The organism is Vibrio sp. 1580 (assembly GCF_033340055.1).
The window spans coordinates 1-23,852 of the sequence record NZ_JAWOVT010000025.1 but is presented as its reverse complement, the minus strand read 5'-3'; the positions used below and the strand labels follow the sequence as shown (position 1 = coordinate 23,852).

The 23,852-nt window shown below is 46.4% G+C and carries 21 protein-coding genes and 1 riboswitch; of the genes, 10 read left to right on the top strand and 11 right to left on the bottom strand.

The annotated features are described in order from the left end of the window. Positions 1 to 59 precede the first annotated feature (59 nt). The 4 genes from rarD (at position 60) to ggt (ending at position 4,475) form a co-directional block, all read left to right on the top strand. A complete protein-coding gene (gene rarD / locus R7093_RS23065; protein WP_005382912.1) occupies positions 60 to 977 on the top strand; it encodes an EamA family transporter RarD in 918 nt (305 codons plus the stop codon). A 71-nt stretch (positions 978 to 1,048) separates the two neighbouring features. After that, positions 1,049 to 1,846, top strand: a complete 798-nt coding sequence (locus tag R7093_RS23060) for an AraC family transcriptional regulator (protein ID WP_054575524.1) — start codon at positions 1,049 to 1,051, stop codon at positions 1,844 to 1,846. A 91-nt stretch (positions 1,847 to 1,937) separates the two neighbouring features. Next, positions 1,938 to 2,597 carry a LysE family translocator gene (locus R7093_RS23055; RefSeq protein WP_005382916.1) on the top strand — a complete coding sequence of 220 codons (660 nt, stop codon included), beginning with the start codon at positions 1,938 to 1,940 and terminating at the stop codon, positions 2,595 to 2,597. Between the two features lie 111 nt (positions 2,598 to 2,708). Continuing rightward, positions 2,709 to 4,475 carry a gamma-glutamyltransferase gene (gene ggt / locus R7093_RS23050; protein WP_318146831.1) on the top strand — a complete coding sequence of 589 codons (1,767 nt, stop codon included), beginning with the start codon at positions 2,709 to 2,711 and terminating at the stop codon, positions 4,473 to 4,475. An 822-nt stretch (positions 4,476 to 5,297) separates the two neighbouring features. On the opposite strand, the gene uvrD is transcribed toward ggt, so the two are convergent. Beyond that, positions 5,298 to 7,472 (bottom strand): DNA helicase II, encoded by a 2,175-nt coding sequence (uvrD, locus tag R7093_RS23045; RefSeq protein ID WP_005378778.1) that lies wholly within the window; start codon positions 7,470 to 7,472, stop codon positions 5,298 to 5,300. Between the two features lie 281 nt (positions 7,473 to 7,753). Between uvrD and R7093_RS23040 the strand changes: the two genes are divergently transcribed. The 4 genes from R7093_RS23040 to R7093_RS23025 all read left to right on the top strand — a co-directional run bounded on the left by R7093_RS23040 (position 7,754) and on the right by R7093_RS23025 (position 10,207). Then, positions 7,754 to 8,014, top strand: coding sequence for a DUF2282 domain-containing protein (locus R7093_RS23040; RefSeq protein ID WP_005378779.1), 261 nt, complete (start codon positions 7,754 to 7,756; stop codon positions 8,012 to 8,014). Positions 8,015 to 8,113: 99 nt separating this feature from the next. Beyond that, positions 8,114 to 8,986, top strand: coding sequence for a DUF692 domain-containing protein (locus tag R7093_RS23035; RefSeq protein WP_318146830.1), 873 nt, complete (start codon positions 8,114 to 8,116; stop codon positions 8,984 to 8,986). Beyond that, positions 8,983 to 9,741, top strand: a complete 759-nt coding sequence (locus tag R7093_RS23030; protein WP_005378782.1) for a DNA-binding domain-containing protein — start codon at positions 8,983 to 8,985, stop codon at positions 9,739 to 9,741. Before R7093_RS23035 ends, R7093_RS23030 begins: the two co-directional genes overlap by 4 nt. A 10-nt stretch (positions 9,742 to 9,751) precedes the next feature. Continuing rightward, the gene (locus tag R7093_RS23025) at positions 9,752 to 10,207 is read left to right on the top strand and encodes a DoxX family protein (protein ID WP_005378784.1); all 456 of its coding nucleotides are present in this window, start codon (positions 9,752 to 9,754) and stop codon (positions 10,205 to 10,207) included. 31 nt (positions 10,208 to 10,238) lie between these two features. Here the strand turns inward: R7093_RS23025 and R7093_RS23020 are convergent, their stop codons facing one another. Beyond that, complete coding sequence (locus R7093_RS23020; protein ID WP_005378786.1) at positions 10,239 to 10,520, bottom strand: hypothetical protein; 282 nt, start codon at positions 10,518 to 10,520, stop codon at positions 10,239 to 10,241. Positions 10,521 to 10,611: 91 nt separating this feature from the next. Beyond that, a complete protein-coding gene (locus tag R7093_RS23015) occupies positions 10,612 to 11,805 on the bottom strand; it encodes a multidrug effflux MFS transporter (protein WP_005382927.1) in 1,194 nt (397 codons plus the stop codon). A 107-nt stretch (positions 11,806 to 11,912) separates the two neighbouring features. Here R7093_RS23015 and R7093_RS23010 point away from each other — a divergent pair, with 107 nt between their 5' ends. Then, on the top strand, positions 11,913 to 12,854 hold the full coding sequence (locus R7093_RS23010; protein WP_005378791.1) for a LysR family transcriptional regulator: 942 nt from the start codon (positions 11,913 to 11,915) through the stop codon (positions 12,852 to 12,854). A 203-nt stretch (positions 12,855 to 13,057) separates the two neighbouring features. After that, positions 13,058 to 14,848: an aminopeptidase P family protein gene (locus R7093_RS23005; protein WP_132937341.1), complete on the top strand. Its 1,791-nt coding sequence runs from the start codon at positions 13,058 to 13,060 to the stop codon at positions 14,846 to 14,848. 136 nt (positions 14,849 to 14,984) lie between these two features. Here the strand turns inward: R7093_RS23005 and thiH are convergent, their stop codons facing one another. The 8 genes from thiH to R7093_RS22965 all read right to left on the bottom strand — a co-directional run bounded on the left by thiH (position 14,985) and on the right by R7093_RS22965 (position 23,533). Further along, on the bottom strand, positions 14,985 to 16,097 hold the full coding sequence (gene thiH / locus R7093_RS23000) for a 2-iminoacetate synthase ThiH (RefSeq protein WP_005386233.1): 1,113 nt from the start codon (positions 16,095 to 16,097) through the stop codon (positions 14,985 to 14,987). Positions 16,098 to 16,131: 34 nt separating this feature from the next. Beyond that, positions 16,132 to 16,899, bottom strand: a complete 768-nt coding sequence (locus R7093_RS22995; protein WP_005397059.1) for a thiazole synthase — start codon at positions 16,897 to 16,899, stop codon at positions 16,132 to 16,134. Positions 16,900 to 16,904: 5 nt separating this feature from the next. Further along, a complete protein-coding gene (gene thiS, locus R7093_RS22990) occupies positions 16,905 to 17,159 on the bottom strand; it encodes a sulfur carrier protein ThiS (protein WP_017821778.1) in 255 nt (84 codons plus the stop codon). Between the two features lie 46 nt (positions 17,160 to 17,205). Next, on the bottom strand, positions 17,206 to 17,979 hold the full coding sequence (locus R7093_RS22985; protein ID WP_017821777.1) for a HesA/MoeB/ThiF family protein: 774 nt from the start codon (positions 17,977 to 17,979) through the stop codon (positions 17,206 to 17,208). Next, positions 17,966 to 19,381 (bottom strand): thiamine phosphate synthase, encoded by a 1,416-nt coding sequence (locus R7093_RS22980; RefSeq protein WP_186584586.1) that lies wholly within the window; start codon positions 19,379 to 19,381, stop codon positions 17,966 to 17,968. Before R7093_RS22980 ends, R7093_RS22985 begins: the two co-directional genes overlap by 14 nt. Next, the gene (gene thiC / locus R7093_RS22975) at positions 19,381 to 21,321 is read right to left on the bottom strand and encodes a phosphomethylpyrimidine synthase ThiC (RefSeq protein ID WP_053306506.1); all 1,941 of its coding nucleotides are present in this window, start codon (positions 21,319 to 21,321) and stop codon (positions 19,381 to 19,383) included. Before thiC ends, R7093_RS22980 begins: the two co-directional genes overlap by 1 nt. 163 nt (positions 21,322 to 21,484) lie before the next feature. Next, a riboswitch (TPP riboswitch) is annotated at positions 21,485 to 21,583 on the bottom strand. A gap of 60 nt (positions 21,584 to 21,643) precedes the next feature. Next, positions 21,644 to 22,027 carry a fluoride efflux transporter CrcB gene (gene crcB / locus R7093_RS22970; RefSeq protein WP_005378811.1) on the bottom strand — a complete coding sequence of 128 codons (384 nt, stop codon included), beginning with the start codon at positions 22,025 to 22,027 and terminating at the stop codon, positions 21,644 to 21,646. Between the two features lie 123 nt (positions 22,028 to 22,150). Further along, positions 22,151 to 23,533, bottom strand: coding sequence for a multicopper oxidase family protein (locus tag R7093_RS22965; protein WP_047102556.1), 1,383 nt, complete (start codon positions 23,531 to 23,533; stop codon positions 22,151 to 22,153). Positions 23,534 to 23,852 lie beyond the last annotated feature (319 nt).

Sequence of the window (23,852 nt, the reverse complement as noted above, 5' to 3'; positions counted from 1 at the left end):
GCATCACGACTCGTATACTGATTTTCTGCTCTATAAAACACACAATTAGGTGACACTTCATGACACCAGAAGACGAACAACAACGCGCGCGGCAAGGCATCTTGCTAGCGATTGGCGCGTATACCATGTGGGGCATTGCGCCGATGTACTTTAAGTCCATCGCACAAGTATCTCCTTTGGAAATTCTAAGCCACCGAGTGATATGGTCTTTCTTTTTGCTTGCTGCACTCCTCCATTTTGGCCGTCACTGGCGCTCGGCTTACCACATCGCGAAAGACAAAACGAAAATCGCTTACCTGATCGCAAGTTCCATGTTAATTGGCGGCAATTGGTTGATTTTCATTTGGGCGGTAAACTCGAATCATATGCTCGACGCCAGCTTAGGTTATTACATTAACCCACTGATCAACGTCTTACTCGGGATGGTCTTCCTTGGTGAGCGACTGCGTAAATTACAGTGGTTCGCGGTTGTATTGGCAGGTTGTGGCGTACTCGTTCAACTGATTGTATTTGGCTCCGTACCCGTTGTTGCGATGGCGTTAGCAATGAGCTTCGGCTTTTATGGCTTATTAAGAAAGAAAGTCAGTGTCGATGCAAAAACTGGCTTGTTTATCGAGACATTACTTCTGCTGCCGGTGGCCGCTGTTTATTTGCTTTTTGTTGCCGATACACCAACCTCAAATATGCTTACGAATCCACTTACGTTAAATAGTTTGTTGATCGCAGCTGGGGTTATAACAACCCTGCCACTGCTGTGCTTTACGGGTGCAGCAACAAGACTCAAATTATCGACTTTGGGCTTTTTCCAATATATAGGCCCAAGCTTAATGTTTTTACTTGCAGTATTGATGTATGGCGAACCCTTTACCATGGATAAAGCGATCACTTTCGTCTTTATTTGGGGAGCACTAGTCGTGTTTAGCTTTGATGGATTACGTAATAACCGTCGCTCACGCCGAATCGTTCAGCCACAATGATCGTTTTTTACAAGACAAGTTAGAAATTGCCAGATAAGCTTGGTCATAATGTGACCAAGCTTTTTTATTTAATGGAACATATTCAGTACTACGCAACCGACCATGACAACTTGAGTCTAATAGAGGCGAAATACCAGAAATTTGCTTTTCAAAGGCATTACCACCTGGATTTTCATCTCGGCCTGATCACGCATGGTGCGCAGAAGTTCCAATACCAAGGTAACAGCCACCAAGTTGGTCACGGGCAAATTGTGATTATGCCGCCGGATGAGCTGCACGACGGGCAATCTAAGCTCGAGAGTGGCTACGAAGTAAATGTGTTTGCGATCGAACCTCACCTATTGAGCGATCTGGCTGATCTTAAGCAAAACGGTCAAATAATACACTTCAACGAGCTGATCATCTCGGATCCCCAGATATTTTCACAACTTAGTAACTTACACGGACTACTTCGTCGTGAAAACCTCAGCCAACTCACCAAAGATTGCCTTCCTTTTGAAGGATTTAACCAGCTTTTTGATCGCTACGGATCGCTTGAGCGACAAAAAGTGGTGCCGTTAGGAAATCAATCACTTGGAACGTTAAAAGATTATCTAATGGCGAACCTCGACCAAGCGGTGCGTTTGGATTCGCTATCAGAACTGTGCCAACTGAGCCCAACTCAGTTCCAGCGCCACTTTAAAGCGCAAACTGGCATGACGCCTTATGCATGGTTCGCACGCCTGCGCCTCGAACAAGGCATGAAGTTACTGCAAGCTGGTCAATGTAGTACCGACGTCGCCCATCAAATCGGTTTCTACGATCAAGCGCATTTCAGCAAAGCGTTTAAGCAGACCTACGGCGTTTCCCCTTCTCAAGTGACTCGTTAATTTCATTTACCGAGAAAGCTGTCAGTTTTTTACAAGCGCCACAGGTGACTTACCACGACAATAGCCGCATTGGTTAAATTTGAGATGTGTTATGAATGAATCCACCATATTGCTGACACTCGCCAGCATTCACTTTATTGCCCTAATGAGTCCAGGTCCGGACTTTGCGCTGGTCGTACAAAATGCGACGCGTCATGGTCGTCAAACTGGCTTGTACATTGCGTTGGGATTGTCCGTCGGTATTTTGCTGCACTCTTTGTTCAGCCTGACAGGTGTGAGTTTTGTCGTCCACCAGCACCCAGTGCTGTATTCCGTGGTACAACTGCTCGGTGGTAGTTACCTGCTCTACTTGGGAATTGGCGCATTGCGTGCCGTGATCTCGATGATCCAAAAACCACAGACGGATCAACCTAAGAAGCAAAATAACCTAGTGATCAGCAATAAGCGTCAAGCGTTTGCTAAAGGGTTTGCGACCAACATTCTTAACCCAAAAGCCCTGGTGTTCTTTGTCAGTTTGATGTCGAGTTTAGTCCCAGCAGGTATGTCGATTACTGGCAAAGGTATTGCACTGGTCATCCTGTTTGGCTTGTCGCTATTCTGGTTCTCTAGCCTTGCATGGATGCTGTCGACACAGCGCTTACAGCGTAAATTGCAACAAGCGGGTATCTACATCGACGGTCTATGCGGCGTGGTATTTACTCTAGTGGGCGGCAGTATTCTATACCAAACTATCAATACTTTTATCGGATAAAGTACTGATTTAAAAGCGTAGCACAATCGACATTTCTAAGATTGCTGACTCGACGTGACTCTCCATAACTGCCAAGCTCAAAGCACAAAACTGGCAACATGGAGAGTCATCATGCATTGGACGTTCAACCGACTCGTGACCACGGGTCTTTTTCTTACTTCCCCACTAATCTTATCTACCTCAGTCTTTGCTAACCAAGCAGCAGATGCAGTTGCGCCGGAGCACAGCACTGGCTTCGAGCAAAAACAATTGATCAAAGCGAAAGATTATATGGTTACCGCAGCCAACCCACTTGCCACCCAAGCTGGGGCAGACGTTCTTGCACAAGGTGGTAATGCTATTGATGCTATGGTTGCCGTGCAGCTGATGCTGGGCTTAGTAGAACCCCAATCTTCAGGCATTGGTGGTGGCGCCTTCTTAGTGTATTGGGACAGTGAGAAACAAAAACTGACTACGTATGATGGACGCGAAACCGCACCGCTCGCCGCAACGCCGAAACTCTTCCTAGATGACAAAGGACAACCACTGCAATTTTACGATGCGGTTGTCGGTGGGCGTTCCGTTGCCACTCCAGGTACAGTGAAACTGCTGTGGGACACGCACCAGAAATACGGCAAGTTGGAATGGAAGAAGATAATCCAACCCGTGATTACCTTGGCTGAGCAAGGTTTCGAAGTCAGTCCTCGCCTCGCGAGTCTGATTGAAAAAGATGCCAAGCGCCTATCTCGCTTCCCTGCGACTAAGGCTTACTTCTTCAATCCAGATGGCTCACCAAAAGCCGAAGGCACGTTGTTGAAGAACCCTGAATACGCGCAAACTCTGACGGCAATTGCAGAGCAAGGGGCAAAAGCTTTCTATCAAGGCGATATCGCCACAGACATCATCAAGACAGTACAGAATGCACCGGGCAATCCTGGCGTATTGGCACAACCTGACTTTGATGCGTTCCAAATCAAGCAACGTGAGCCGGTTTGTGCGGCTTATCAAAGCTATGATATCTGTGGCATGGGACCACCTAGCTCTGGCGCATTGACGGTTGGACAGATTCTCGCGATCACCGAGCAATACGATCTTAAAGGTTGGGGAGCCGAAAGCGCGAAATCATGGCAAGTGATCGCCGATGCATCGCGCCTTGCGTTCGCGGATCGTGGTAAATACATGGCTGACCAAGATTATGTGCCAATGCCAACCGAAGGCTTGCTTGATAAAGATTATCTCAAACAACGTGCTGAGCTCATTCAAGTCGGTAAAGCCTTGAGTAAGGCTGAAGCCGGTAATCCTCCTTGGTCGCACGCCATGAACTTAAGCATGGACCAATCGATCGAGCTGCCTTCCACCAGCCATTTCAATATCGTCGATAAGCAAGGCAATGTGGTTTCAATGACAACAACCATCGAGAACGCCTTTGGCTCACGCTTGATGGTACGCGGCTTCTTGCTCAATAACGAACTGACCGATTTCTCTTTCCGCACGCATCAAGATGGTGTGCCAATCGCAAACCGATTAGAACCGGGCAAACGCCCACGTTCATCTATGGCACCAACCATTATGATGAAGGATGACAAACCTTACATGGCAATTGGCTCACCGGGTGGCAGCCGCATTATTGGTTACGTCGCACAAGCCATTATCGCCCACACGCAATGGGATATGGACATCCAGAGCGCGAGTAATCAGCCACGATTGCTGAACCGTTTTGGCACCTTAGATATTGAGCAAGGTACCGCCGCAGAGGGCTTACAGCCTGCTCTGGAGAAGATGGGTTTTAAAACCGATGTTCGGGATTTGAACTCTGGTTTGCATGCGATACGCATAACAAAAGACGGTCTTGAAGGCGCTGCGGATCCAAGACGTGAAGGTGCCGCTATCGGGCAGTAAGAGTCTTTCGCTCGACCCCTTGTGCGAGATCTCTCACAAAGGGTTGAGCAAACCTCTCTTTTTTAATGGTAAAACCGTACAGCAAAGATCATAAGCCATTGAATTTAATACTCATGTATCTTTTTTGAACGCTAAGAGAGTTAAAAAATGTGAGATTAGCCCGTTGTTGGAAATCGTTAAACACGTAATATTAAACCTGTCGGAAGGATGCTGACACGGAACAGGAAACACCACGGACTTGGTGAACTTCAGGAAGAAGAAACGGTTATTCAGGATGAATAGTCGGGCATGGATTGCAAAACTGGACATTGAACGGAAGCAATAGTGACTAGGATGGTTGCTACTAAGGACGGGAAATGGACACCTCTGGACGAGGCAAGGATTTGAACATCAGGATGATGTCAGGGACACCGCTCAGGGAACAAGTGATGAGAGCTAACGAGGATAGTTAGCAGACCAGGATAAGGTCATCACTAAGGACACCGCTAGGAAGGCGACGTAAGGATTAAGCTGACGGATTCAGCACACTATCATGGATTAGATGCATGGAGCACTCTTAGTAGCTGGATTGCTGCGAGTAAGACTATAACCCCGATGGGCGCAAGCCCTCGGGGTTTTTCTTTGCCTAAAGTTTTTCTCAGTAGATCTGCTGAAAACAGGCATTCACCCACAACGCCCACCTTTCACTTCAAACGGCATCGTTAAGTCGCGCTTTTGTACTCCATTTATCATTCCATTTTTTACTGCGTTAGCGACACCAAAACTGCACAAACAAAAAGAGCCGCCGAAGCAGCTCTTAAGTTGATGAGTTTTGGTCAAGCCTTACAGTTTCTCTAGTCGTGCGTAAGCAGTTACCAACCATTTGATGCCTTCACCATTAAAGGCAATCTGTACACGGCTTTGTGGACCACTGCCTTCGAAGTTGATGATGGTGCCTTCACCAAACTTTGGATGCATCACACGAGAACCTAGCGTAAAGCCGGTTTCATTAAAGCTCTCTTTCACAACAGTTTGGCTAAATCGACCACTGCTTGAAGGACGGCTAACTTGCGCCTTCATTCGTACTTCATCTAAACAAGTTTCTGGCAGTTCACGGATAAAGCGAGACGGTTTATGGTATTTATCCTGACCGTACAAACGACGCATTTCAGCATAAGTGATGTACAGTTTCTGCATTGCACGGGTCATGCCTACGTAACACAGACGGCGTTCTTCTTCTAAGCGCCCTGCTTCTTCTGCCGACATTTGGCTTGGGAACATGCCTTCTTCCACACCGACCATAAACACCAATGGGAACTCTAGACCTTTCGCACTGTGTAATGTCATGAGCTGAACCGCATCTTCAAATTCGTCCGCTTGTCCTTCGCCCGCTTCTAGTGCTGCGTGGGTTAGGAATGCCGTCAGCAGTGACATGTCTTCGGCTTCTTCTGGTTTCTCGAATTGGCGAGTTGCGGTCACCAATTCCTCCAAGTTCTCAATACGTGCCTTAGACTTTTCACCCTTCTCTTGCTCGTACATCGCGAACAAGCCCGAGTATTTAATCACATGGTCAGTTTGGTGATGCAGCGGCATCTCTAAGGTGTCGTCTTCTAGCGCGGTGACAAGCTCGATAAAACGGCTCAGAGCACCAGCAGCGCGACCAGCAAGCACCTTCTCGTCCAACATTGCCACACTCGCTTCCCACATGGTGCAACCACGATCACGAGCCGCAAAGCGGATGGTTTCAAGCGTCTTATCGCCCAAACCACGCGTTGGCGTATTCACCACACGTTCAAACGCCGCATCATCGTTACGGTTGGCAATCAGACGCATGTAGCTCAAGGCATCTTTGATTTCCTGACGTTCGAAGAATCGCATGCCGCCGTAGATACGGTAAGGCAGACCGGCTTGAATTAACGCTTCTTCCAGAACACGCGACTGGGCGTTGTTACGGTAAAGCATCGCAGCGTCATTCAGAGCACCGCCCTTGTCTTGCCACTCTTTGATTTTGTTCACCGCAAAACGGGCTTCATCTAATTCGTTGTAAGCGCTGTAAACCGAGATGGGCTCACCGACAACGCCATCCGTCCACAACTCTTTACCCATACGCTCGGTGTTATTCGCAATCAGGGTGTTAGATGCTTCCAGAATGGTCTTGGTTGAACGGTAGTTTTGCTCAAGACGAATGGTATTTACGCTTGGGAATTCGAGCGTAAACTTCTCAATATTCTCGACTTTTGCACCACGCCAACCATAAATCGACTGGTCGTCATCACCTACGATCATCACGTGACACTCAGGACCCGCCATCATACGTAGCCAAGCATATTGAATGTTGTTGGTATCTTGGAACTCGTCCACCAAGATATGCTTAAAGCGTGCTTGGTAGTGTTCACGGACGAACTTGTTATCACGCAGTAGCTCATGTGCGCGCAGCAAGATTTCCGCAAAATCGACTAAACCAGCACGGTCACACGCCTCTTGGTAAGCGGTGTACAACTGCAGATATGTCTTGGTCACTGGATCATGGTACGCATCAATGTGCGACGGGCGCAGACCTTCGTCTTTCTTGCCGTTAATCCACCATGCCACTTGGCGTGCTGGCCATTGCTTCTCATCGAGGTTTTGCGCTTTGATCAAACGCTTTAGCAGACGCTGTTGGTCGTCACTGTCGATGATTTGGAAATCTTCCGGTAGCTTGGCATCAAGATAGTGTGCACGCAGAATACGGTGACAAATGCCGTGGAAAGTACCATTCCACATACCGCCTGCACTGCCCATCATTAGCTCTTCGATACGTCCACGCATCTCTGCCGCCGCCTTATTGGTAAAGGTTACCGACATAATTGAGAACGGAGAAGCTTGCTCGACCGACATCAGCCAAGCGATACGGTGAACAAGAACGCGTGTCTTACCACTTCCTGCGCCAGCAAGAACGAGCAAGTTTTCTAGAGGTGCTGCAACGGCTTCACGTTGTTTATCGTTCAAACCGTCGAGTAATAGAGATGGATCCATCATGATGAGAGCTACTGGTTATTTATACATAAAAACCGATTATAACCTAAACAACCGGGTGCTGTTTAGACAAAACTTGATAAAAAAATCGATGTTTTTTTGCCCAACACATCAATTAGTTATACCTATTTGACCCTACAAACCCATTTACTTCGGAAATTTTTCTGAAAGTTTTTTAGCCAGTTTCCTATCTTTTAAGTTAAGCAAGTTGATAACAAAAACGCCAAAACAGGCGATTCATCTTGCCAACTTAAAGTAAAGGAAATCATTCAGAGGAATTTATTATGAAAAAGTCGAATCTAGCTGTTACTGCTGCTGTTACTGGTCTTCTAGCTCTTGGTGGCACAATGCTAACTGCAGCTCCAGCTGTCGCAGCTGAAAAAGAAAAGTGCTATGGCGTTTCTAAAGCGGGTAAAAACGACTGTGCAACAAAAAGCAGCTCATGCGCTGGTACTTCTAAAGAAGATAACCAAAAAGACGCATTCGTAGTCGTACCAAAAGGTCTTTGTGACAAACTCGCTGGCGGTAGCACTTCTTCTTCATAATCTTTTATCGCTAGCTATTGTGAGGATGCGTTGACGCTCAACCAACGCAAAGCCAAGACGCATCCTTCTCTTCCCGCACGATTTGAAAAGGAGTTTCACGTGAAACACCACACCTTCCACGACCTTGTTGGAGTTGGATTAAGAACCCCTCACCTCGATTACTTTAGCCAAAATCAACCCGAGTTGTCTTGGTTAGAAATCCACAGTGAAAACTATTTCCAACCCAATGCAACAGAGCGCCATCAGCTACAAACGCTTCGCGAGCAATATCAAATTAGCTGCCACGGTATTGGTTTGTCGCTAGGCTCGGTGGAACGTGTTAGTCAAAAGCATCTTGCGCAACTTAAAGCACTGATTGGCTCAATCGACCCAATCCTTGTTTCTGACCATTTAAGTTGGAGTGAAAACGGCGGTCACTACTTTAATGACCTGCTTCCACTTCCGTATACGGAAGAAGCGCTCAACGTGTTCACTCGTAACGTGAATGAAGTGCAGAATTATTTGCAACGCGAGATCTTGATAGAGAACCCATCTAGTTATGTGAAGTTTCAACATTCGACCATCAGCGAATGGGAGTTTCTTACCGAAGTGCAAAAGCGCACTGACTGTCGTTTATTGCTCGATTTAAACAATGTTTATGTTTCGGCGTTCAACCACGGTTTTGATTGCGACACATACCTAGATGCGATTCCAGCCGACAAAGTGGATGAGATTCACTTGGCAGGTTTTACCATCAAACAACTCGACAAAGGTGAGATATGGATTGATACCCATAGCCGCCCAGTTAGTGATGAAGTTTGGCAACTGTTCGCGCAGTGGACAAAAAAACACGGTCCACGTCATACGTTGATTGAATGGGATTTGGATATCCCCGCGCCAGAAGTCTTATTAGGAGAAGCGCAGAAAGCATCGCAACTGCTGTTGCAAGGCACACTTCCAAGTGAACAAAGCGAACCAAGGAAGGCATCATGAATCTAGCCACCTTACAAAGCCAGTTTGCTAAAGCCCTGCACTATCAAGCGCTCGGTGAAGACTGCGATATTGCCAGTGATGAGTTTACCGCTGATGAACGCATACAAATTTACCGCAATAACTTTATCGTCAGCTTAAGCGAAGTGTTGTCCGCGACCTACCCGATGGTTGAAGCGCTGCTTGGTGAAGAATGCTTTGAACAGATAGCTCGCCAGCATGTTCTTTCTTACCCATTAAAAGAAGGAAATGTGGTGCATTATGGCGAAGGCTTTCAAGACACCATCATGCAGTTTAGTCAGGTGATCGCACAAGCACCTTACAGCCCTGAAGTCGCACGCTTCGAGTGGCATATCGACCTAGCTCGTCAAGCACAGTATGAGCAATCCAATGCAGCGGAATTAAAACCGCTTGCGTTACTTGGCGAAGTGAGTGAAGAGCAACAACCCGCTTTAGTCTTACACCTTAAAAAGGGCTGCCGCAGCTTTGACTCCAATTACGCAGTATTCGATCTATTTAGTGCGATTCAAACTGGGCAATTCGAACAACTTAATATCAACCAATTACAGCAAGGTGTCATCTCGATTCAAGCCAATGGAGAAGCCTTGTGTCACGCACTCGATGCCGATGTGTTCCAACTGCTGCAATGTTTAGAGCAGAAGCAGAGTTTGAGCGAAATACCTGAAGTTTTACTCGCTCATCTCAATCGCATCATGGCACTCGATATTGTTGACGGCTTTACATTGCAATCAATCTAAGGAGCACTCTATGACGGATACGGTTAAAAACTTAGTGAATCGGTACGACGATTTAATCAGTACCCTACAAGCTGGCTTTGTCCCTTTACTACTTCTCTTTTGTCGCTTGTGGGTAGCCTGGGTGTTCTTCAATTCAGGACTAATCAAAATCTCATCTTGGGATAGCACGCTGTACTTATTTGAGCTGGAATACCAAGTGCCAATCTTGCCATGGGAATTGGCGGCTTATTTAGGTACGGCTGCGGAGTTGGTTCTACCGGTGTTCTTGGCACTGGGATTGATTACCCGCCCGATGGCAGCAATGCTGTTTGTGTTCAACATCATCGCAGTGATCTCTTACCCACTGTTGTGGGAGAAAGGTTTTTATGACCACCAACTTTGGGGATTGATGATTCTTATCGTAATCGTATGGGGGCCAGGACCGCTGTCTTTGGACCACATCCTGAAAAAGAAAATGACGAGCTAAAAAAATCCCCGCATCATGCGGGGATTTTTTATTATTTATTCAAGTAAGCCAGTAGCTCTTCTGCTGAGATACCTTGCTGAGCGAGGTCTTTTGCCATCTGCTCGACTTGTTCATCTTTGCGTGACTCAATCACTTGCTGAAATTGGTACACGATATCACGCAAAATTGGCAGAGGTACTTGTTTCGCCGCACTACGAATACGCTCGGAGCTTTGATTACCCAGCTCATTAAGCAACTTGCCAAACATCACCTTTTCTGGTGAATCTTCCATTTGCTCTAGAATACGAGCCATTTCATACGTGGTTAACGACATTACTTTTTGAGTTCCGTTATGGTGTCAGGAAAAGTCTGAGTGACAAATATACACGCCTTACTTACATTGGAAAATACTAAATTACACTGATTTACGCTTTCGCAAAGCTCGAGTGCCAGTTCTTCCCTGCTTTTGTAAACAGAACGACCAACGCAGGTAATAGGACCCACATATGAATTGCGATCAAGGTTTGTGGATCCAGAGATAAGCGTTGCAGTGTACCCACCAACAAACCAGAGCCACTCATTTGGAACAATCCAAGCAGTGCAGCTGCCGTGCCCGCCTTATCACCAAACGGTTCTAACGCTTTCCCTGCCGCTGCACCCAGAATGAATGCAAAACCTACAGAAGACATAAAGATAGGTAACATGAAAGAAAGCGCGGTATTCTGACCATTCATCACTAGCATGATCACACCTGCGAGACCCAGAGTTGAGATCCCGGTGACCAAGGTGTTGTGAGTTCCAACGCGCTCCATAAACTTAGGCGCCAGCATACATGCCGCAATGTTTATCACCGCATTTACACCAAACCAGAAAGTGAATTCATTCATCGACAGCCCCATCCCCGTCATCAATACCGACGGTGCTGAGGTAACGTAAGCAAGAATAACCGCCATCGCCATCAAGCATAATGACGCATGGAAAACAAAAGATGGTGTGCTAAGCACTGCCCAATACCGACTAAGCTTAAACACGGCTTGCTTTTCTGTTGACGGGTTAGTCTCTTTCATCATGAAAAACATCAATGATCCAGACACCACAGCAAAACCCGCCATAAAGCTAAAGTTAGCACGCCAGTCAAATTGCTGAGTTAACCAGCTACCTAGAATTGGAGCTAAAGCCGGAATGAAACAAATCGCACCGTTAAGGTAGCTGATCATTTTGCCGCTTTTTTCCGGGCCAAAGATATCGCGAACTGTTGCAAAGGCTGCTACCGATGTCGCACACGCACCTAAGCCTTGTAGCAGTCGGGAAACCAACATCCACTCAATATTTTGAGCACTCCACGCCAATAAAGCGCTCATCGCGTAAATGGTGATACCGCCCAATGCAACAGTTCGACGTCCGAGTTTATCTGCTAGGGGACCTGCGAATAGCTGACCAACACCCATAGCAAATAAGAACCAAGTGATCGTGTCTTGTGCTAGCGCATTATCGACCTGAAAAGTGGAAGCAATAAGAGGTAAAGCAGGTAGATAAATATCAATCGCTAAAGGACTGAAAAGAACCAAAAGGGTCAATAACGCCATCTGTTTTTTACTATTAGAAAACTGGCTAGACACACAACACTCCGAATTGGATAAAGAACTTTGGGTAAAGCTTAATCATCTGATGATATGAATGGAAATGATGTATAATCATGAGCATTATTCCTCAGAGGAAATTCACTGTGAACGTCGAAAAACTGGCTCGTATCGATTTAAATCTATTGGTCTGCTTTAAAGTGCTGATTGAAGAGTTAAACGTTACTCGTGCGGCCCACCGATTGTGCTTAAGCCAATCCGCCGTAAGTAAATCACTGGCTAAACTGCGCATTCAATTTGATGACCCTCTTTTCACTCGAAACTCACATGGATTAACACCTACGCCGCGCGCATTGTTTCTTAAACCGAAACTGGATCTGTTGATAAATCAGTTAGAAGTGCTGACTCAACCCGAAGAGTTTTCTCCGCAAAGCAGTGAATACCGTTTTCAAATAGCAGCGGTAGAGAGTGTCTACCCTCTCATTCTACCCCATTTCTTACCGGCGATTTTTCAACAAGCACCTGGCGTGACAATTAGCACACACCCGTGGTCGGATAATACATTTAAAATGCTTCAACGCGGCGAACTGGATTTAGGCTTAACTGGAAAAGATATCGATATAAACGATGCCAAGCTGACTCTTCAACCACCCGATGACATTTGCGAGTTGGAAATTTATCGTGATTACCAAATGTGCATTATTCGCAAAAACCACCCTGCGCTAAAACAACCTTGGAATCTGGAAGCCTATCTCGCCCTACGCCATGTACAGGTGCGTTGTGATGGCAACGACCGTTGGTTGCTAGATTATCGCCTTGCAGATATTGGCGCCGACCGCGATATTGCCGTCACTGTGCCCGACTTTAACAGTGCCGCAAGTTTATGTTCATACACCGACTTTATCTTTACTGCGCCAAGTCATTTTGTGCAACTTGCGGCCAAACAGCTTGATTTGGTCGTGCTGCCACTACCGTTAGAATTCCCACCTATGGCTTACACTTTATTCTGGCACCGAGATAGAGAAAACGACCCTGCATTAGGCTGGCTACGTACGATGATCACACAAAAAACCGATCACCTTAGATAAAAACACCGCACTCAATTTGCGCTTAGCGGCTAAAATGAGTAGCTTAACTGTCGTAGTCCTTTTTGGCTCATCTATGGCCTAGTTGTACTCCGACTCTATTGAAGTGATTGCGAACCTCAATGGAATCGTAAACTGCATGAAGCAGATGGAAACAGCTCCCACACCTGAGCATGAAGGAGCGGTAATTTGAAGGAATAACACAGATGCACAACGATACCCAAAGCCGCGTGAATGCAATTCGCGAATGGCTAGCACAACATAATATTGATGCCCTACTTGTCCCACATGAAGACGAGTACTTGGGCGAATACGTACCAGCGCACAACGAGCGTTTACATTGGCTAACTGGCTTTACTGGTTCTGCTGGTGCTGCGGTAATCACCAAAGACAAAGCCGCTATCTTTGTTGATGGTCGCTACACAGTACAAGTAATAAAGCAGGTTCCTGCTGATCTATTCGAATACCGTCACTTGATTGAAGAGCCTGCACTAGATTGGATTAAAGACCATCTTGCAAATGGCGCGTCTGTGGCAATCGACCCTCGCATGCACAACGCTGCTTGGCTAGACATGGCACAAGCAAAACTTGCTGGCGCACTTGAGCTTAAGATTCTCGACAGCAACCCAATTGATGAGCTGTGGCACGACCGCCCTGCTCCTGTGGTTTCTGACGTTCGCCTAATGGCAACAGAAGCGGTTGGTCAATCAAGTGAAAGTAAGCGCCAAGAAATCGCAGAGCTCGTGAAAAAAGCCGGCGCAGACAGCGCGGTGATCACAGCACTTGATTCTATCTGTTGGTTGCTCAACGTTCGTGGTCTAGATGTATCACGTCTACCAGTTCTTCTTTCTCACGCGATTCTGCACTCAGACTCAAGCGTGGAATACTTCCTAGATCCTGCTCGTCTACCTGCTGAGTTTGACGCTCATGTTGGTGCCGGCGTGACGGTTCATCACCCAGAAGCATTGCAAGCACGACTAGAAAACCTAACTGGCAAGAATGTACTGGTTGACCCTGCGACAAGTAACGCGTGGTTTAAGCTGGTTCTACAAAACGCTGGCGCATCTGTGGTGAGTAAAGCTGATCCATGCCTAATGCCAAAAGCAGCAAAGAACGCTGTTGAAATCGCAGGCATGAAAGCATGTCATATCCGTGATGGCGTAGCGATGAGTAAGTTCCTTTCTTGGTTAGATGCTGAAGTCGTTGCGGGTAACCTGCATGATGAAGCGACGCTGGCAGACAAACTGGAAGCGTTCCGCAGCGAAGACCCGACACTTATGGATCTTAGCTTCGATACTATCTCGGCAGCAGGTGGCAACGCGGCGATGTGTCACTATAATCACGAGAACCAACCTGAACCTGGCAAGCTAGAACTGAACACACTTTACCTAGTGGATTCAGGCGGTCAGTACCTAGATGGCACGACAGACATCACGCGTACCATCGCGATCGGTCAGCCTTCACAAGAGATGATTAAACAATTCACTCTCGCGCTAAAAGGCCACATCGGTGTTGCACGTGCACGTTTCCCGAAAGGCACACGTGGTTACCAAATCGATACGCTAGCTCGTCAGCACCTGTGGGCGGAGGGCTACGATTACGATCACGGTACTGGTCACGGTGTTGGTCACTTCCTAAGTGTTCATGAAGGTCCAGCAAGCATTTCGAAGAAGCAAATCGACGTGCCTCTAACAGAAGGCATGGTGCTGTCCAACGAGCCAGGTTACTACCGTGCGGATGCGTTTGGTATCCGTATCGAGAACCTAGAGCTTGTTGTTGAAACCCCAACTAACGGTGACTTCCCTGTTCTGTCATTCGAGTCGCTAACACGCTGTCCAATCGACAAGCGCAACATCAATGTTGATATGCTAACTCGTCCAGAGCTTGCTTGGTTGAATGATTACCATCAGAAGGTATGGGATGAGATCAGCCCACTTGTTGAGGGTGATGTGAAAGAGTGGCTTCGTCAAGCAACGCTACCAGTAGCACACAGCTAGAAGCTAGAAGCTAGAAGCTAGAAGCTAGAAGCTAGAAGCTAGAAAAAAGTAGAGGGTTGATGTTTTGCATCAACCCTCTTTTCTTTACTTATGTTTCACGTGAAACATAACGATGACCAGTGTCTTTATTTGCTGATTAACCAGAATACGCCGAGTGCCAATCTCGCCATACAGGATCAAAGCCTTTGGCTCGAATCATATCTTCCACAGAACCCGCACTTCGCTCATCACTGATCTCAAACTGCTCGAGTTCAACATCATCCATCGCATAACCACCCGGCTGAGTTTTAGATGCAGCAGACATACTGGTGATTCCTAACGGTAATGCATTGTCTCTGAACTTTGGTGATTCACGAGTCGATAATGACAACTCCACTTCTGGATTCAACAGGCGATAAGCGCAGATCAACTGCACAAGCTGTTTATCCGTCATGACTGATTTGGGTTGGAGCGCGCCCTTACAAGGACGTAAACGTGGGAAAGAAATTGAGTAACGAGTCTGCCAATATGTGCGCTCAAGATAGTCCAAGTGCGCTGCCACATAAAAACAATCTGTTCGCCACTCTTCCAATCCTATTAAAGCACCAATACCTATCTTATCAATGCCCGCCTTTGCAAGACGATCGGGTGTATCCAATCGGTATTCGAAATCCATCTTGTTGCCACGCAAATGGTGCTCGGCGTAAGTCGAAGGATGATACGTTTCTTGATAGACCATCACCGCATCCAAACCCAATGTCTTGAGCTCAGCGTATTCGTCTTGATCAAGTGGCTGTACTTCCATCGCCAAATAGTTAAAGCGCTTCTTAATCATAGGCACCATTTCGCGGAAGTATTTCATACCCACTTTAGTTTCGTGCTCGCCAGTCACCAGCAATACGCTATCAAACTTCATGCGTTTAATGGCTTCAACTTCTGCAGCCACTTCGTCCCTATTCAAAGTACGACGCTTGATTCTGTTCTCCATAGAGAAGCCACAATAAGTACAAGCATTGGCGCACAAGTTAGAAAGGTACAGTGGAATGTAAAGCGACATGGTATTACCAAAACGCTTGCGAGTTGCCGAGTATGACAGCTGCGCCATTTGCTCTAAGTACGCTTCAGCCGCTGGTGAAATTAGCGCTTTAAAGTCTTCCAAATCACGCTTGGGTTTATTCAATGCTCGCTCGACATCTTGTGCCGTTTTCGCGTAGATCGACATCGAGATGTCATCCCAATTAAGCTGCTTAAATTGTTCAACGAAGCTCATGTTTTCCTCGCTTAATAGCTAAACCAATCTAGGACTAAAGCTCATCTAGGAATGACGTCAGTGGACTCGACGCAACCGCATGAGAAACCTTACCGGCAAGTCCAGCTTCATAAGCCATACGCCCGGACTCTACCGCCAACTTAAATGCCTTCGCCATCGCAACGGGATCGCTCGAAGCTGCAATCGCTGTATTGACGAGCACGGCATCCGCGCCCATTTCCATCGCACGCGCGGCATGTGAAGGAGCACCAATACCCGCATCAACAACGACAGGAACATTAGCTTGGTCGATGATGATCTCTAGGAAATCGTGAGAAACTATCCCTTTGTTAGAACCGATCGGCGCACCTAATGGCATGACTGCAGCACAGCCTACTTCTTCCAATCGTTTACATAGAACCGGGTCAGCATGACAATAAGGAAGGACAATGAAACCCTCACGAACCAGCTGTTCAGCGGCTGCAAGTGTCTCAATTGGATCTGGCATCAAGTACTTCGGGTCTGGATGAATTTCCAGTTTTAGCCAGTTAGTACCCAACGCTTCTCGCGCCAGTTGTGCAGCAAACACAGCATCTTTAGCATTCTTTGCACCTGATGTGTTTGGCAATAAGTTCACACCCGCTTGTACTAACGGCAGCAAAATATCGTCTTGTTGGTCGTTCACATCCACACGCTTCAACGCCATAGTCGCAAGTTGAGATCCCGACACTTGAATCGCTTCTGCCATTAATCGGCTGTTGGCAAACTTCCCGGTTCCCGTGAACAGTCTTGATTCGAATTGTTTATCACCAATTTTAAGCATCGACTTTAACCCCCTGCGATCGCTTGAAACAAAGAGATACTATCTCCCTGTGAAAGAACTGTGCTAGCCCACTCACTGCGCGGCACAACATTGTTATTAATTGCAAAAACGCAGCCCTTTTCTGGTAGCGCAAATTGACTAATGATTTGCTGTAGATTCGACTCACTGGCAACTCGATGTGACTGGTCATTGATGACAATAGTGATCACATCTAAGTCAGCAGCGGTCATTTGTGTTGTTTGTTGTTCTGATAACGTCATTGCTTCCAACTCTCTTAATTCTGCCTATTACTCGTATACTCGTAAGCTAAATCTGAGCACATACTTGGCACTGTTTGTCTTTGCTTATCGCCATGGTTTGCCATTGCAGTTTCAACCCATCAAACAGATGCAACTTGGCAGTCTCGACATGAAACTTTCCCGTCGCCAGTTTTTGAATTGCCGCTATCGCTTGGTAGTTACCAAGTGTGCCCACTACCGGGCCGACAACACCGCTCTCACTGCATTTTTGACTTTGTGGTAATTCGTCAAACGGATACAAACAGCGGTAACAGGCTTTACTCTGCACTTCTTGTTCACTTGGTGTTTGGTAATCAAAGACAGCAAATTGCCCTTGCCAACCAATTGCCGCCGCTGAGATGAGTGGCGTATTTTGCTCGAAACAAACTTGGTTAATTAGCTGACGCGTTGGCATGTTATCGGTGCAGTCGAGCACCACATCCGCTAGCATCACCTCAAGCTGAAGCTGTGCTTTGTCTAATCGCTTATTGATAGCACGAATTTGAACCATAGTATTAAGTTCAGTAAGTTGCTTTACAGTCGCTTTTGTTTTCGCAACTTGGAGGTCTTGTTCACGATAAATGATCTGACGTTGTAGGTTACTGCTATCAACTTCATCGTCATCGACTACAACCAATTTACCAACGCCCGCTGACGCCAAGTACAAACTCGCTGCGCTCCCCAATCCACCACAACCGATGATCAGCACATGCGATTTGCTCAAACGCTCTTGCCCAACTTCGGCAATTTCTGGCAGAGCGACTTGACGTTGATAGCGAAGGAACTGCTTATCCGTGAGCATGCTCGCCTCTCTTACTAAGCGCCAACTCACTATTCTGATCAGTAAACGTTAGCTGTCTTTCCTTCATCAGTTGTGCAAAAAACTCGATAACGAACTGAGGTGATTCTGCCAACGTAATAGCACGCACAACTGCCAAACTAGAGACGCCTGTGCGCCAAACTTGGTCTGCATTAGATTGGTCAATGCCACCAATCGCGACCGTCGGAAAGCCAAGCACATAGTCACTACCTGCTTTGTCTTTTGCGGGACGGAAAACCAACTCTGTGTTTCCGTAAGGAATGCTATCAATCAGCTTTTGATAAAGAGACAAGCGCACCAAACCTTGTGGTTTCGATGGCATCTGTTTTGTGGTGGTTGGGAAAATATGCCCTAGCGCGATGTAACTAGGATGAATTTGTACGATGCGCAGTAGCTCATAATAACCATGAGTAGAAAGACCAAGACGAATGCCGGCTTTAGTTAGCTGAGCCAAATTCGATTCTTCTATGTCTTCTTGTCCTAGGTGAACACCATAAGCGCCATGCTTGATTGCCAACTGCCAATAGTCATTGATGAACACTTGTGCTTGATACTGACGACCTAGCTCAATTGCTCGAATGATCTGTTGTTCTAAATCGGCTTGTTGTGGGTCCTTGATTCGCAGTTGAATAGTGTTGATGCCTAGTGGCAGTAAACGCTCAATCCAAGCAACGTCATCAACGACTGGGTAGAGCCCTAGACTTTGCTTAGTCAGAGTTGGAAAGCTAACGCTCTCGCCTTGTGCAGACCAACCAACTTGAATACCTAGTCGGTTATCCTCCAGTACAGGTGTGGGGAAATCATCAAATTGGTCAGCCCACCGAGTAGATCTTCCCTCATCAAGGTTGTCATTCAACAGTGTTTCACGTGAAACATTCGCTTGCTGAGTTAGCATTCCTCGAGCAAGTGTTAACGCATCTTCGATAGGAAAATCGAGTACTGTCAGCGTTACTATCCAAGCAAGGTGATGTTCAGGATTGAACATTGCGTTGAATTTGGACTTAACGGAAAGCGCTCTCACTTCGTTGTTAATTGGGTGACGCCAGATATCAAGCTGAAACACTTTCTCCTTTTCATCGGATACCTGCGTATCAGCAATGCCAATATGAATCGCTTTCGACGGTTGCTTAGCACACGCTTCTACCGATAAAGCAGAGCGGTAATAGAGCACAAATGAACTCTCATTCTCAGAGTCATAATCATCAATGAGATCAGTCGTTATGTGTGTGGTCTGTTGGCCGCGAACAAGCTGAATAGATTGAGTTGGGCTCACACCCAACTCAATGTCTTCAATGCAAAAACCCTGTTCTTTCGCCAACAACAAACATTGCTGAACTAAACCTGTCAGTTCAATCAACGATGACGGAATAAGGATTTTGCTCATTAGTCACTCACCTCGGCATGTGCTGCTGGGTGGTATAGCTCAGAACCTGACTCTCTAAATTCTTGCGATTTCTGACGCATCCCCTCAAGAGGGTCATCCAGCATTTTGATTGAGATAGCTTGGTCCGCAGCAACTTGCTCTGTGTCTTTCGCATATTCTCGAACCTCTTGCGAGATCTTCATCGAGCAGAACTTTGGCCCGCACATCGAACAGAAGTGAGCAACTTTTCCAGACTCTTGAGGCAAGGTTTCGTCATGGAAAGCGCGCGCGGTATCTGGATCGAGTGATAAGTTGAATTGGTCTTCCCAGCGGAACTCGAAGCGAGCTTTAGAAAGCGCGTTATCACGAACTTGTGCACCAGGATGTCCCTTCGCCAAATCCGCGGCGTGCGCAGCAAGCTTGTAAGTTATCATGCCTACTTTCACGTCTTCTTTGTTTGGTAAACCAAGATGCTCTTTAGGAGTGACGTAGCAAAGCATCGCACAGCCATACCAGCCAATCATGGCAGCACCAATACCTGAAGTAATATGGTCGTAACCTGGAGCAACGTCTGTCGTCAATGGGCCAAGGGTATAGAAAGGAGCTTCATGGCAGTGCTCTAACTGTTCTTCCATGTTCTCTTTGATCATGTGCATTGGAACATGACCAGGACCTTCGATAATCACCTGTACGTCGTATTCCCACGCTATCTTGGTTAACTCACCAAGGGTACGAAGCTCTGCAAATTGCGCTTCGTCGTTAGCATCGGCCACCGAGCCAGGACGCAGACCATCACCGAGAGAAAGTGCCACATCATACTTAGCACAGATTTCACAGATCTCTCGGAAGTGGGTATATAAGAAGCTTTCTTGGTGATGCGCTAAACACCATTTCGCGATGATAGAACCACCACGAGAGACGATGCCAGTAACGCGTTTTGCAGTCATTGGCACATAACGAAGTAGTAAACCGGCATGGATAGTAAAGTAGTCAACGCCCTGCTCTGCTTGCTCAATCAGGGTATCGCGCATCACTTCCCAGTTAAGGTTTTCAGCAACACCATTCACTTTCTCAAGCGCTTGGTACATTGGTACGGTACCGATCGGAACCGGACTGTTACGTAGAATCCACTCGCGAGTTTCGTGAATATTACGTCCAGTAGAGAGATCCATAACGGTATCGCCACCCCAGCGCGTTGCCCATACTAACTTCTCTACTTCTTCTTCAATCGAAGAAGTGACCGATGAGTTACCGATGTTGGCATTCACCTTGACCAAAAAATTACGGCCAATGATCATTGGTTCAGATTCTGGGTGGTTAATATTGGAAGGGATAATAGCGCGACCTTCGGCGACTTCTTTACGCACGAATTCGGCGGTAATATCTTTTGGTAGGTTCGCTCCGAAGCTTTGACCCGGATGCTGTTGATTCAGCACTTCATCGCGATACTTGGCACGCCCCATGTTTTCACGCAGCGCGATATATTCCATTTCTGGGGTAATAATACCTTTGCGAGCATAGTGCAATTGAGTCACACAATGGCCATCTTTGGCACGTCGAATACGTGGTAGATTACCGTAACGAAGATCGTCTAGTGTTTCGTCTTCTAAGCGTTCTTTGGTGTACACCGAGCTTACTTCATCAAGTAGCTCAGTATCGGCGCGCTCTTCAATCCACCCTTCTCTCAGCTTAGGTAAGCCGTTATAGAGGTCTATGGTGTGCTCTGGATCTGTGTATACACCCGACGTATCGTAAACGCGTACTGGCTCATTAGGTTCGAAAATAGGCGCTTCTTTTGTGCCTCCAATAAGGCTATCAGCGAGTGATATTTCACGCATTGGCACACGAATATCTGGACGTGAACCTTCTACGTAGACTTTGCTTGAATTGGGGTACGGTTGTACCGAGAGTGTATCAATGAACTGTTTTGCTTCCAGTCTCGCTTGTTTGCGACTCGACATAGCATTTTTCCTTGCTTTGTTATACTAGATAAAAAGTAATTGGATAAAAATGCTTGGCGGATAGATGCGACAAGAGGAGTCAAATTAAGGCTAGTTAAAGCTTACGATATTTGCCTGTAACAACATTCGACTTTTGATAGGTCAACCAGAAAGAACTCCGGTGTGAATATCTTCTCTTGTTCCCTTCGCAGATTCTAATCTGATCAGGTTCAACGGATCCCGAATTAACGGTCTCAGCCTTATGGCACTCCGACAAGTGATGTCAGTATATAAAAACGGCTTGGTGAAACCAAGCCGACCTGTTCAATTTTTAACTACTTTGCTAGCTGCGCATCAATAATTGAAAGCCTATCCACGCAGCTGAAATACTTAACACTACATTCAACAATACGTTCAACCCCATCTTAAAGAAAGCGCCCTGCTGCATAAGCAACACATTATCCATCGAGAAGGTGGAAAACGTCGTTAGTGCCCCTAAAAAACCCAAGCCAATCACTTGTCGCCAAGGTTCCGTTGCCAAAAGTTCATTATCGAAAGCTGCTATCAATAAGCCCATCATAAATGAGCCAACAACGTTAACGGTTAACGTACCATATGGAAAACCACGCCCCAATAAAATGACACAAAGTTCAGAAATTAAGTAACGAGAACATGCACCAAATGCACCACCCAATGCAATAAAACCCAAAACGGATAGTTGTCCCATAATTCCCCCAGAAAAGTTAATGGCGACATTGTAATCAAATTTACGGCAATAGTGATTATACAATCTTAGAATTCAGCAAAGTATAGCGCTTAAAACTTATCAAGATTTTAAAAGTTACAGGAGTCACTTTACTTCAATGTACCCCATCAAACCCGTCTTCATATGTTCAATTACATGACAATGGTACATCCAACGCCCTGGGTTATCTGCAACAAATGCCGCTTTCGCACTGCCGTTTTTTCCAAGTAAGACCGTATCGGTATGAAACGGTTCGTCGAGTTTTTTGCCATCTAACTCAAGAACCGTAAATGTGTGTCCATGAAGATGAATAGGATGATGATATTGGGTGACGTTCTTTAGGTTGAAGATATAGGTTTTTCCAATCTCCAATGTTGAAAGCGGCGCTGGAATATTATCTTTGCTCATTCCCTCCCAAGCCCGTTTGTTCATCAGCCAGAATTGGGGGATCGCTTTGCCCGATTGATCAGCAGGAGTGATCGCCCCCTCCCACTCAAACACATAATCGATTTGCTCTGCATTTTTCAAATCGAGAGCTGGTACAGGGTTGAGAGGTAATAAAGGCAGTTTCTGGTTGTTCGACAGGTCAGACTCAACAACGTCAAACTCGCACAAAGGGAATGGGAAGCGTCCTTTCATTTGACGCACATAAACACGTGTTCCAGCCTTCGGAGCAATCAATCCGATATCTAACCTCATTCCCGGACCAATTTTGTGCTGAGTGAGCTTATAAGGCGCTTTAACAGGATTACCATCAATAGCAATAACCCAAGCCTCTGCACCTTCAATAGCGATCGGGTAAGTAATGGTATTATCGACATTAGCAATTCTTAATCGCGTAGTGGCATTCTGCTTCAGCGTATAAACAGGTTCATGCACACCATTGACGCTACTCCACTCTCCGGGAGTCCCCATACGAGCGCTCAAGCGCGGTACCATAAGGTTCTTCCACTGACCTTGTTTGTCTAAATGCCAATGCTTTAGAACTATTTCCTGTTCTTCATCAAATAGAACAGGCTCAGCCTCTTCAACGATAATTAGCCCAACTAAGCCCATACCAAGTTGCTTAACGCTATTCATGTGGGGGTGATACCAAAACGTGCCTGCATCTGGCGGTGTAAATTCATAAACGAATGTTTCACCCGGCATGATAGGCGGCTGGCTTAAGAAAGGTACACCATCCATTTCAATAGGGATTCGCAAGCCATGCCAGTGGATTGCAGTCGGCTCTGAAAGCTTGTTAGTAAACCTAATTATAACTTTCTCGCCTTGGCGACAACGAATCGTAGGCGCTGGAATCGAACCATTAAATGCGAGTACGTCTGTGTTAAACCCAGGGATAAATTCTGCAGTAGAAGGCTCTGCAGTGATATCGTATATATATTGCCTCTGCTTATTAGTGCTCCTAGATAGAGAACATGCAGGTAGAACGGTAAGCGCGGAGATTGCTAAGGATGATTGAAGAAAGCGTCGACGAGATATATCCATACATAGTTACTCATTAATCCAGATCGGTTGAGTGTAACTAAATATAAATAGTGATTCCCCTTTATTATTAAAATTTCGGGCCACTGATCATTACAGCTAACTGTAGTTTCGTTCGTTCAGTAGATTAAATGCTGCCAAAGTACAGCAGAAAGCCATACTTACGGGATAAGAGTAGAAATAAGCTGTAATAATGAGAAGAAACCAGATACAAAAAAGGCCCTGACCTAAGTCAGAGCCTGATATATGGCAGGGGTGGAGAGATTCGAACTCCCAACACGCGGATTTGGAATCCGCTGCTCTGCCAATTGGAGCTACACCC

Excerpts from the sequence above, each read along its gene's own strand:
- R7093_RS23030 (WP_005378782.1), top strand. The coding sequence starts at position 8,983 with ATGAATCTAGCCACCTTACAAAGCCAGTTTGCTAAAGCCCTGCACTAT.
- crcB (WP_005378811.1), bottom strand. The coding sequence starts at position 22,027 with ATGGGACAACTATCCGTTTTGGGTTTTATTGCATTGGGTGGTGCATTT.
- R7093_RS23025 (WP_005378784.1), top strand. The coding sequence starts at position 9,752 with ATGACGGATACGGTTAAAAACTTAGTGAATCGGTACGACGATTTAATC.
- R7093_RS22965 (WP_047102556.1), bottom strand. The coding sequence starts at position 23,533 with ATGGATATATCTCGTCGACGCTTTCTTCAATCATCCTTAGCAATCTCC.
- R7093_RS22985 (WP_017821777.1), bottom strand. The coding sequence starts at position 17,979 with ATGCTCACGGATAAGCAGTTCCTTCGCTATCAACGTCAAGTCGCTCTG.
- ggt (WP_318146831.1), top strand. The coding sequence starts at position 2,709 with ATGCATTGGACGTTCAACCGACTCGTGACCACGGGTCTTTTTCTTACT.
- R7093_RS23040 (WP_005378779.1), top strand. The coding sequence starts at position 7,754 with ATGAAAAAGTCGAATCTAGCTGTTACTGCTGCTGTTACTGGTCTTCTA.
- thiS (WP_017821778.1), bottom strand. The coding sequence starts at position 17,159 with ATGACGTTATCAGAACAACAAACAACACAAATGACCGCTGCTGACTTA.
- thiH (WP_005386233.1), bottom strand. The coding sequence starts at position 16,097 with ATGAGCTTCGTTGAACAATTTAAGCAGCTTAATTGGGATGACATCTCG.
- R7093_RS22995 (WP_005397059.1), bottom strand. The coding sequence starts at position 16,899 with ATGCTTAAAATTGGTGATAAACAATTCGAATCAAGACTGTTCACGGGA.
- R7093_RS22980 (WP_186584586.1), bottom strand. The coding sequence starts at position 19,381 with ATGAGCAAAATCCTTATTCCGTCATCGTTGATTGAACTGACAGGTTTA.
- rarD (WP_005382912.1), top strand. The coding sequence starts at position 60 with ATGACACCAGAAGACGAACAACAACGCGCGCGGCAAGGCATCTTGCTA.
- thiC (WP_053306506.1), bottom strand. The coding sequence starts at position 21,321 with ATGTCGAGTCGCAAACAAGCGAGACTGGAAGCAAAACAGTTCATTGAT.
- R7093_RS23055 (WP_005382916.1), top strand. The coding sequence starts at position 1,938 with ATGAATGAATCCACCATATTGCTGACACTCGCCAGCATTCACTTTATT.
- R7093_RS23005 (WP_132937341.1), top strand. The coding sequence starts at position 13,058 with ATGCACAACGATACCCAAAGCCGCGTGAATGCAATTCGCGAATGGCTA.
- uvrD (WP_005378778.1), bottom strand. The coding sequence starts at position 7,472 with ATGATGGATCCATCTCTATTACTCGACGGTTTGAACGATAAACAACGT.
- R7093_RS23060 (WP_054575524.1), top strand. The coding sequence starts at position 1,049 with ATGGAACATATTCAGTACTACGCAACCGACCATGACAACTTGAGTCTA.
- R7093_RS23020 (WP_005378786.1), bottom strand. The coding sequence starts at position 10,520 with ATGTCGTTAACCACGTATGAAATGGCTCGTATTCTAGAGCAAATGGAA.